The 7,407-nt window shown below is 68.4% G+C and carries 9 protein-coding genes; 5 read left to right on the plus strand and 4 right to left on the minus strand.

Features of this window, described 5'->3' with window-relative positions; genetic code table 11:
- The coding region (locus RMO04_RS10835) for a hypothetical protein (RefSeq protein WP_309644799.1) at nt 1-374 on the minus strand (374 nt) is incomplete at its 3' end.
- Between the two features lie 249 nt (nt 375-623).
- Between RMO04_RS10835 and RMO04_RS10840 the strand changes: the two genes are divergently transcribed.
- Nucleotides 624-1,046, plus strand: a complete 423-nt coding sequence (locus RMO04_RS10840) for a hypothetical protein (protein WP_309644800.1) — start codon at nt 624-626, stop codon at nt 1,044-1,046.
- A 15-nt stretch (nt 1,047-1,061) separates the two neighbouring features.
- On the opposite strand, the gene RMO04_RS10845 is transcribed toward RMO04_RS10840, so the two are convergent.
- From RMO04_RS10845 to RMO04_RS10855, 3 genes are all read right to left on the minus strand, one after another.
- Nucleotides 1,062-1,514, minus strand: a complete 453-nt coding sequence (locus RMO04_RS10845) for a response regulator (protein ID WP_309644801.1) — start codon at nt 1,512-1,514, stop codon at nt 1,062-1,064.
- A gap of 31 nt (nt 1,515-1,545) precedes the next feature.
- On the minus strand, nt 1,546-2,637 hold the full coding sequence (locus RMO04_RS10850; protein WP_309644802.1) for a histidine kinase dimerization/phosphoacceptor domain -containing protein: 1,092 nt from the start codon (nt 2,635-2,637) through the stop codon (nt 1,546-1,548).
- 139 nt (nt 2,638-2,776) lie between these two features.
- Nucleotides 2,777-3,676 carry a LysR substrate-binding domain-containing protein gene (locus RMO04_RS10855; RefSeq protein ID WP_309644803.1) on the minus strand — a complete coding sequence of 300 codons (900 nt, stop codon included), beginning with the start codon at nt 3,674-3,676 and terminating at the stop codon, nt 2,777-2,779.
- 34 nt (nt 3,677-3,710) lie between these two features.
- On the opposite strand from RMO04_RS10855, the gene RMO04_RS10860 reads away from it, so the two are divergent.
- The 4 genes from RMO04_RS10860 to RMO04_RS10875 all read left to right on the plus strand — a co-directional run.
- On the plus strand, nt 3,711-3,947 hold the full coding sequence (locus tag RMO04_RS10860; protein WP_309644804.1) for a hypothetical protein: 237 nt from the start codon (nt 3,711-3,713) through the stop codon (nt 3,945-3,947).
- Nucleotides 3,948-4,035: 88 nt separating this feature from the next.
- Entirely contained in the window at nt 4,036-4,389 is a 354-nt protein-coding gene (locus RMO04_RS10865) for a DUF1428 family protein (RefSeq protein ID WP_309644805.1), read from the plus strand.
- Nucleotides 4,390-4,478: 89 nt separating this feature from the next.
- A complete protein-coding gene (locus RMO04_RS10870) occupies nt 4,479-5,033 on the plus strand; it encodes an ECF-type sigma factor (RefSeq protein WP_309644806.1) in 555 nt (184 codons plus the stop codon).
- Nucleotides 5,034-5,042: 9 nt separating this feature from the next.
- Nucleotides 5,043-7,407: serine/threonine-protein kinase (locus RMO04_RS10875; protein WP_309644807.1), on the plus strand; the 2,365-nt coding region annotated here is incomplete at its 3' end.

The raw sequence follows: 7,407 nt of genomic DNA on the forward strand, positions 1-7,407 counted from the left end.
CCCAGCACCTTGTAGATGCCGCCGATCTCGCCGACCAGCGAGCCATAGGCGGCGGTGAGGCCGTTCTGCGTCCAGGCCGCGAAGGGCGAGCCGATCAGGGTGCCGGCCGGTTCGCCGGACTCGTCGGTCCCGGTGGCGATCCGCGGGCCGTTCAGGCCATCGGCGTTAGACCAGCGGGGCAGGGCGCCGGCGCTCCAGAGGTCGTCGGCGTCGACGCTGACCGTGAAGGTCTGACCCGCCGCGAGGGCGAGGCTGGAGACGCCGGTTCCGCCGTTCGACGAGTTGGCCTGGGCGTTGACGATGAACACCGCCGCGTCGGCGGCGCTGGCAAGCGCGAGGCTCGCGGCGAAGGTGGCGGTGGCAAGATACTTCATGGGGGAGTCCTTTGGTAAGCCCGACGGGGCGCCGACAATTCAACTCGCCTCCCCTGCCGTTAGCCATAATCGGGTCCCGCCCCCGCCGCCATGTCCAATATGCTGCGCTGCAATAAATTGATCGGAGTGTCTCACGATTGTGCAAAACGACGGCGAGACGATGAATTCTCGACGTCGTCACGTCTTCGCCTTCATTCATTCGTTATGGGCCCATACAGGCCGCGCGGCGGCCGTCCGGTGGAGCAGAACGTGAGCAGACTTTCGACCTTGATCGCGCCCGCTGTCGTGTCGGCCTGCCTGGCGCTGGGCGGTTGCGGCGAGAGCGGCAAGACCGCCGCGGGCGGTGAGGACAAGTATGCGGGCCTCGATGAGGCGATCCGCGGCTGGCATGCCTCGATCAAGGCCACGGACGATCTTTGCAAGGCCAAGGCCGACGGCAAGGGCTGCCAGGGGTTCGAGGTCGCGTGCAAGGGCGAGCGCGAGATCGCGCCCGCCGAACAGGCCAAGGGCGTCTCGGCCAAGGTGGTCGTGGCGATGAGCTGGGAGGGCTGGGACGCGGTGCGTTCCGAGTACCGGACCTCGTCCGGCTTCGCGGAGTTCAACAAGATCGACGGCGCCTGGAAGCGATCCGACGCCGGTCCCGTGAACCTGGCCACCTGCGTGGCCGCCTAGGCGCGCGCCGGCGGGCTAGACACCATCGGGCGCGAGGTCGGTCTCGAACACCTCCAGGCCCGCGGGGCGCTGAAACGTGTCGTCCCCACCCAGGTGGCCCAGCAGGTAGTTCACCGCCAGGACCAGATCCATCGCGCTGTAGGGTTTGGGCATCGAAGCGATGGCGACCGTCTGCGCCGTTCTCGCGCGGGTGATCTGGCCGCTGATGAACATCACCGGGATGCCCATGGCCTTGAGTTCCTGGGCGAGCTCGATGCCGCTGTCGCGGCCCTGAAGCTGGATGTTGACCAGGGCCAGGTCCGGCTTGCACTCGCGCGCCGCCGACGCCGCCTCCTGGTGTCGGCTGGTCAAGTCCATGACGATGTAACCGGCGTCCTCCAGCTCCCCCTTGAGCGCCATCGCCGCGAGGATCTCGTCCTCGACGATAAGCAAGGTCTTGGCGGACTTGGTCGGGCTCGTGACGGTCATTGGCGGTGGTCCTTGTTCAAGCTGGCGCGTGTTAGGCGGCCGGCCGAGCGACGCCCGTCGCGGCCTCGACACGATCGGCGTCGCCTTCGACCAATGCGATCCGGGTGTGGGTGATCGCGACGCGGGTGCCAGGGTGGCAGGACGAGGTTTCCACGCTGGCCTCGAGCTGCCTGGCCAGGGCCTGGACAATGCTGGTGCCCAATCCGACCCGAATCTGGCTGGGGTCCGCGGGCATGCCGACGCCGTCGTCGCTGATCGACAAGGTCCAGTTTGGCCCCTGAACCACGCAGTCCACGACGATCTTGCCGACCCGACCGTTCGGGAAGGCATGCTTCAGGGCGTTGATCACCAGTTCGGTGACGATCAGGCCCATGCTGGTGCAGACCCGAGCCTCGACCACGCCGAGGGAGCCGGTGACGACCAGCGAAAGTTGATCGTGGTCGCCGATCATCGAGGCGGCGATGCTCTCGCACAGCGCGGTGAAATAGGCGTGGAGCTCCACGTTCGGTTCGCCCGAGCCGGCCAGCTGGCGCTCGAGGGCGGCGACGGACATGACGCGTTGGTGGGCGTCGCGCAAGTGGCCGCGCGTCTCGTCCGACTGTGTCTTCTTGGCGTTCTGCAGCAGGACGCTGGCGATGATCTGCAGGCTGTTGGCGACCCGGTGACGGACCTCCTGCAGCAGGACAAGGTTCTGGCGAAGGGCTTCGTCCCGCGCCTTCGCATCGGCGCGGGACGCCGTGACGTCGGTTACGGCGACCAGGAGACGGGGGTTCTCGAGGTCGAGATAGGTCAGCCTCTCCGCATGGATCACCAGGCAGCGGGTCAGGCGGCCCTGGCGCGTAAGGTCCATTTCGTAGGCGTCGATTGTCGCCGCGCCAGAAATCGTCGCCTCCAGCAGCGCGCGAAGCTGCGGAACGGCCCATTCGCCTCCGCCGAGGTCCGACAGCGGCTTACCTGGAGCGCCGGCGGCGTCGATGTTGAAGGCCTCGGCGAACGAGCCGCTGACCGCGACAATGTTGAGTTCGCCATCCAAGAGCAGAAGGGGACCGGGCGAGGAAGCGACGACAGCCAAGGTCAGACTGAGGGCGGCTTCCGCAGACGCGATCGGGATTTGGGCAGCCATGGCCAGCCCTTCAAAGAACTGGAGACTCGCGAAGCGAAAGCCATGCCCAGCAGAATTCGGAGAAGAGCACGGTCGCCTGACCCCGGTGCGCCTCAACTACCATAACGTTATGTTTGCCACATGGTTGCGTCAGAAGCGATCAGCATTCCTGATCCGCCGCCAGCGCCAATAGCCAGTCGCGGAACGCCACGATCTTCGGCGAGCGCCGACGATCCTTGGGATAGACCAGCCAGTAGCCGCCCCCAAGGATCATGGTGGGCGCGAAGGGGCGCACGAGGCGTCCGGCCTGGATCTCGGCCTGGAAGAGGATGGGCGAGCCCAGGGCGACGCCCTGGCCGCTCAGCGCCGAGGCGACTTCCAAGGTCTGGGTGTCGGCCATGAGGCGCGGCCGTTCGGCGGGCGCGAGCGGCGTGGCCACCCCGGCGATCCCGAACCAGGTCGCCCACTCCTCGTTCGAACCGATCCGTGGGGCGTCGATCAGGTCCTCCGGACGCGCCAGGCCGCCCAGTTGTTCGCGCATCCGCGGGGTGCAGAGCGGGGTCTGATTGGCGGGAAACAGAAAGTGATGCTCCAGACCCGGCCAGTCGCCGTCGCCGGAGCGGATGGCGACGTCGACGTTCTCATTGATCAGATCCACTGTTCGCGGGTTGCTCTCCAGCCGCACGGCGAGTCTGGGGTGCGCGACCTGGAAGGCGCCGATGCGCGGGGCCAGCCACTGGGTGGCGAGGGTCTGGAGCGTGGTGATCGACAGAACCCCCTCGCCGGTCTCGGTGAGGTCGGAGAGCGCCGCGCGCAGCAGGTTGACCGCTTCGGTGGACGCCCGGGCCAACCGCTCGCCCGCGGCGGTCAGCACCACCTCGCGCGGCAGGCGCTGGAAGAGGGCCTGATCCAGTCGTCGCTCCAGGGCCTTAACCTGCCAGCTCACCGCCGCCTGGGTGATGCCCAGCTCCTGGGCGGCGCGGGTGAAGCTCTTCAGGCGCGCGGCCGCCTCAAAGATGCGGATGGCGCTGAGCGGGATGGTCGCGAGGATGTCTGCCATAAGTGGAGCTGATGTGTAGAGCAGGAGGACCAGTTTGTCACCGCGGAGCTTCGGCGCGATCTTCGCCATGCCCAGACAGGGCTTTGGACGGAGCGAGACCATGGAAGAGCTGAGCAGATTGCATAAGGACGTTCCCTTTGGCTGGCTGGCCCTGGTGCGGGACGTGCTGGCCGCCCGGCGCGCGCGGCGGCTGGCGAAGGGGCCCTGGGGCCCGCGCACCGAGCCGCTCGCCCTGCCCGGCGACGTGCATCATCTGGCAGGTCCGCACTAAGGCTCGCCCTGGAAAATCGCCCCCGCTTGTCGGAACGCTCCGCGCGTGCGCGTCCTTCGGATGAACGCAACGAGAGGAGATGAGGCAGATGGCTTACGTCGATGGCTTCGTGCTGGCGGTCCCGAAGGACAAGATCGAGGCGTACAGGGAGATGGCCACCCTGGGCCGCACGGTCTGGATGGAGCACGGCGCGCTCGCCTACATGGAGTGCATGGGCGACGACACGCCTGTGGGCGAGCTGACCTCGTTCCCTCGCGCCGTCATGGCCAAAGACGACGAGATCGTGTTCTTTTCCTGGATCGTCTACGAGTCCCGCGAGGCGCGAGACGCGATCAACGCCAAGGTCATGAACGATCCACGCATGCAGCCGGCGCAGAGCGACATGCCCTTCGACGGAAAGCGCATGATCTACGGCGGGTTCAAGAGCTTCGTCGAAGGGTGAGGCGCCGTTCGCGCGCCTGAGGCGCTTCCGGATTCCCGCAACGGCAGGTCCCGCCTTGCACGGCGACCAAATGTCCTTAACAAAAGCATATGCGGGATGGGGACCTTAATGAGGAAGCGCGAAAGCTGCTTCAGTCCTGGCGTGAGGGCGACCTAGCCGCCCGCGATCGCCTGTTCGAACTGTTCTATCCCGACCTGAGGCGTTCGGCCGCCGCCATGCTGAGGCGCGAGCGCGGGGTGTCGCTGTCGACGGGCGACCTGATCCATGAGGCGGTGGCGCGGCTGGTGGGCCTGGACCGCATCGCCTGGAACGACCGGGCGCATTTCATGGCGCTGTCGTCGATGATGATGCGCCGCGCCCTGCTTGACTATGTCCGGGCCAAGCGGGCGCTGAAACGCGAACACCGCAAGGTCGAGCTGGTCACCGGCATCCCCGACACGCCCGACGTGGAGATCGAGGCCCTGAACGCGGCGCTCGACGAGCTGGCGATCATCGACCCCGAGCGGGCCCAGATCGTGGAGATGCGCTACTTCGGGGGGATGGGGCTGGGCGACATCGGCGTCGTGCTGGGCCTGTCGGAATCGACCGTGAAGCGGCGCTGGAACGGCGCCCGGCTGTGGTTGCTGGAGGCGTTGAAGCCTTAAGGGGGCGTGGTGGCGGACAGATCGGTCGACGCTCGCGCCCTGGCTCTGCTGGACGCGGCGTTGGAGCAGGACTCGGCGACGCGTGAGGCGTGGGTTCGCGCCCAGTGCGGCGAGGACACCGTGCTGTGCGACCGGACGCTATCGCTGTTGCGGGTCGGAAGCGGAGTCCATCTGATCCAGACCGGCGGCGCGCATGAGGCGGTCAGCGATCCGGTCCTGCCCGAGCGGGTCGGCGCCTACAAGATCGTCGAACTGATCGGCCAGGGCGGGATGGGCGCGGTCTATCGCGGCGAGCGGATCACAGGTGACTTCCACCACGTCGCGGCGATCAAACTGATCCGGCCGGGCGCGCTCAGCGATCCGTTGATCGACCGGTTTCAGCGCGAGCGCCAGACCCTGGCCAGCCTGTCGCATTCCAACATCGCGCGGTTGTTCGACGGGGGCGAAACGCCGGCCGGCGAGCCCTACATCATCATGGAGCTGGTCGACGGCGCGCCGCTGGGCGACTGGCTGGCGCGCGAGACGCCGTCGAGCACAGTGAAGATCGCCATGTTCCTGGCGATCTGCTCGGCGGTGGGGTTCGCCCACCAGAACCTGATCGTCCATCGCGACATCACGCCCTCGAACATCCTGGTGTCGAAGAACGGGACGCCCAAGCTGATCGACTTCGGCATCTCGCGGCCGCCGTCGAGCGAGACCGCCGGTGGCGATGGTCCCGGGGCCGGCGGAATGACCCTGACGCCGGGCTTCGCCGCGCCTGAACGCTATGCCGGGGAGTCCGCCACGACGCTCTCTGACATCTATTCCCTGGGCGTGCTGCTGGACCGGCTGGTGGGGGAGGGCGCCGACGCGGATCTGGCCGCCATCATCGCCTGCGCCCGGCGCACCGACCCCGCCGCGCGCTATCCGACGGTGGACGCCTTGGCCGCAGACGTGGCCGCCTGGCGCGACGGGCGGGTGGTGGCGGCGCGCAAGGGCGGCCGGCGCTACGCCGTGGGCAAGTTCGTGCTGCGCCATCGCCGCTCCGTGGCCGCCGGCGTGACCGCCGTGGCGCTGCTGCTGGGCGCGCTGGCCGCGACCCTGGCCGCCAATGTCCGCGCCGAGGCCGCGCGTCAGGAGGCCGAGGCGCGGTTCCAGCAGACTCGCGCCATCGCCAAGACCCTGATGTTCGAGGCCTATGACGCGGTGAGCAAGGTGCCCGGCGCGACGGCGGCTCGCGCGCTGCTGGCGGAGACTGGGCAGACCTATCTGCTGGCCCTGGCGGCCATGGACGACGCCCCGCTCGATGTCCAGATCGAGACCGGCGCGGGCTTCACGCGGCTGGCCCAGGTTGTGGGCGGCGGCGGCGACGCCCAGTTGGGCAAGCTGGAGGACGCGGGCAAGCTGCTGGCCCGGGCCGAGGCGATCCTGACACCGCTCTACACCGCCAACCCCGAGAATCCGCAGGCGATGCGGGCCTATGCGATCCTGCTGTACGAGCAGACGGCCACGGCGCTCTACAACGACAACGATCCCGAACGGGCGCGGGTGAAGGCCGCGCGCATCCGCGAGGTGCTGGCGCCGGTGAAGGCGCAGGACGTGGAGAGCGCCCGCCTGATCGCCGGATCGTGGCAGGGGACCGGCGACAGCTACGCCTGGACCAGCACCTTCGACAAGGCCCGCGACAACTACCTCACCGCCGACCGGTTCATCGAGGGCCTCGAGCCCGAGATCCGCGACGCCCGGCCGGTGCAGATGGTGCGTTCTGCCAATCTGCGGCTGCTGGGCGAGGCCTATCACGAGCTGAAGGACGCTCCAGCGGCCAAGGCGGTCCTGGAGCGGGCGGTGGCGGTCAATCGCGCGCTGCTGGCCGCCAATCCCGACGACCCGGCCCTGATCCGCAAGGTGGCGATCTCGCTCTGGTACCAGGCGGTGGTCCACCGGGCCAACGACCGCGACGAGGCCGCGCGGACTTCGATCGAGGAGTCCGTGGCCCTGGCCCGCGCCTTGCGCCAACGCAGCAACGGCGACGCCACCTCGCTCCAGCTGGTGGCCCTGACCGGCGAGGTCCACGCCCAGGTGCTGGGCGACCTCAAGCGGTATCCCGAAGCCTTCGCCCTGGGCGACGAGGTGCTGGCCGCCCATCGCGCGATGGTCGCGCTGGCCGGCGAAAAGCCCGGCGCGCGGCGCAGCATGGTGGCGGCCATGCAGACGCTGGGCGGCAGCCACTACAATGGCGGCGACTATGCTGGGGCCTGCGCCCTGTGGCGCGAGGGCCTCGACATCTTCCTGGCTCTCGACAAACGCGGTGAGCTCAGCGCCTTCGACAAGGATGGCGGCCTTGTCGAGCTGAAACGCCTGCTGACCGCCAACTGCGAGAACGGGCCGCCGCGAA

The sequence above is a fragment of the Phenylobacterium sp. genome, assembly GCF_031412415.1.
Taxonomy (GTDB): Bacteria; Pseudomonadota; Alphaproteobacteria; order Caulobacterales; family Caulobacteraceae; genus Phenylobacterium.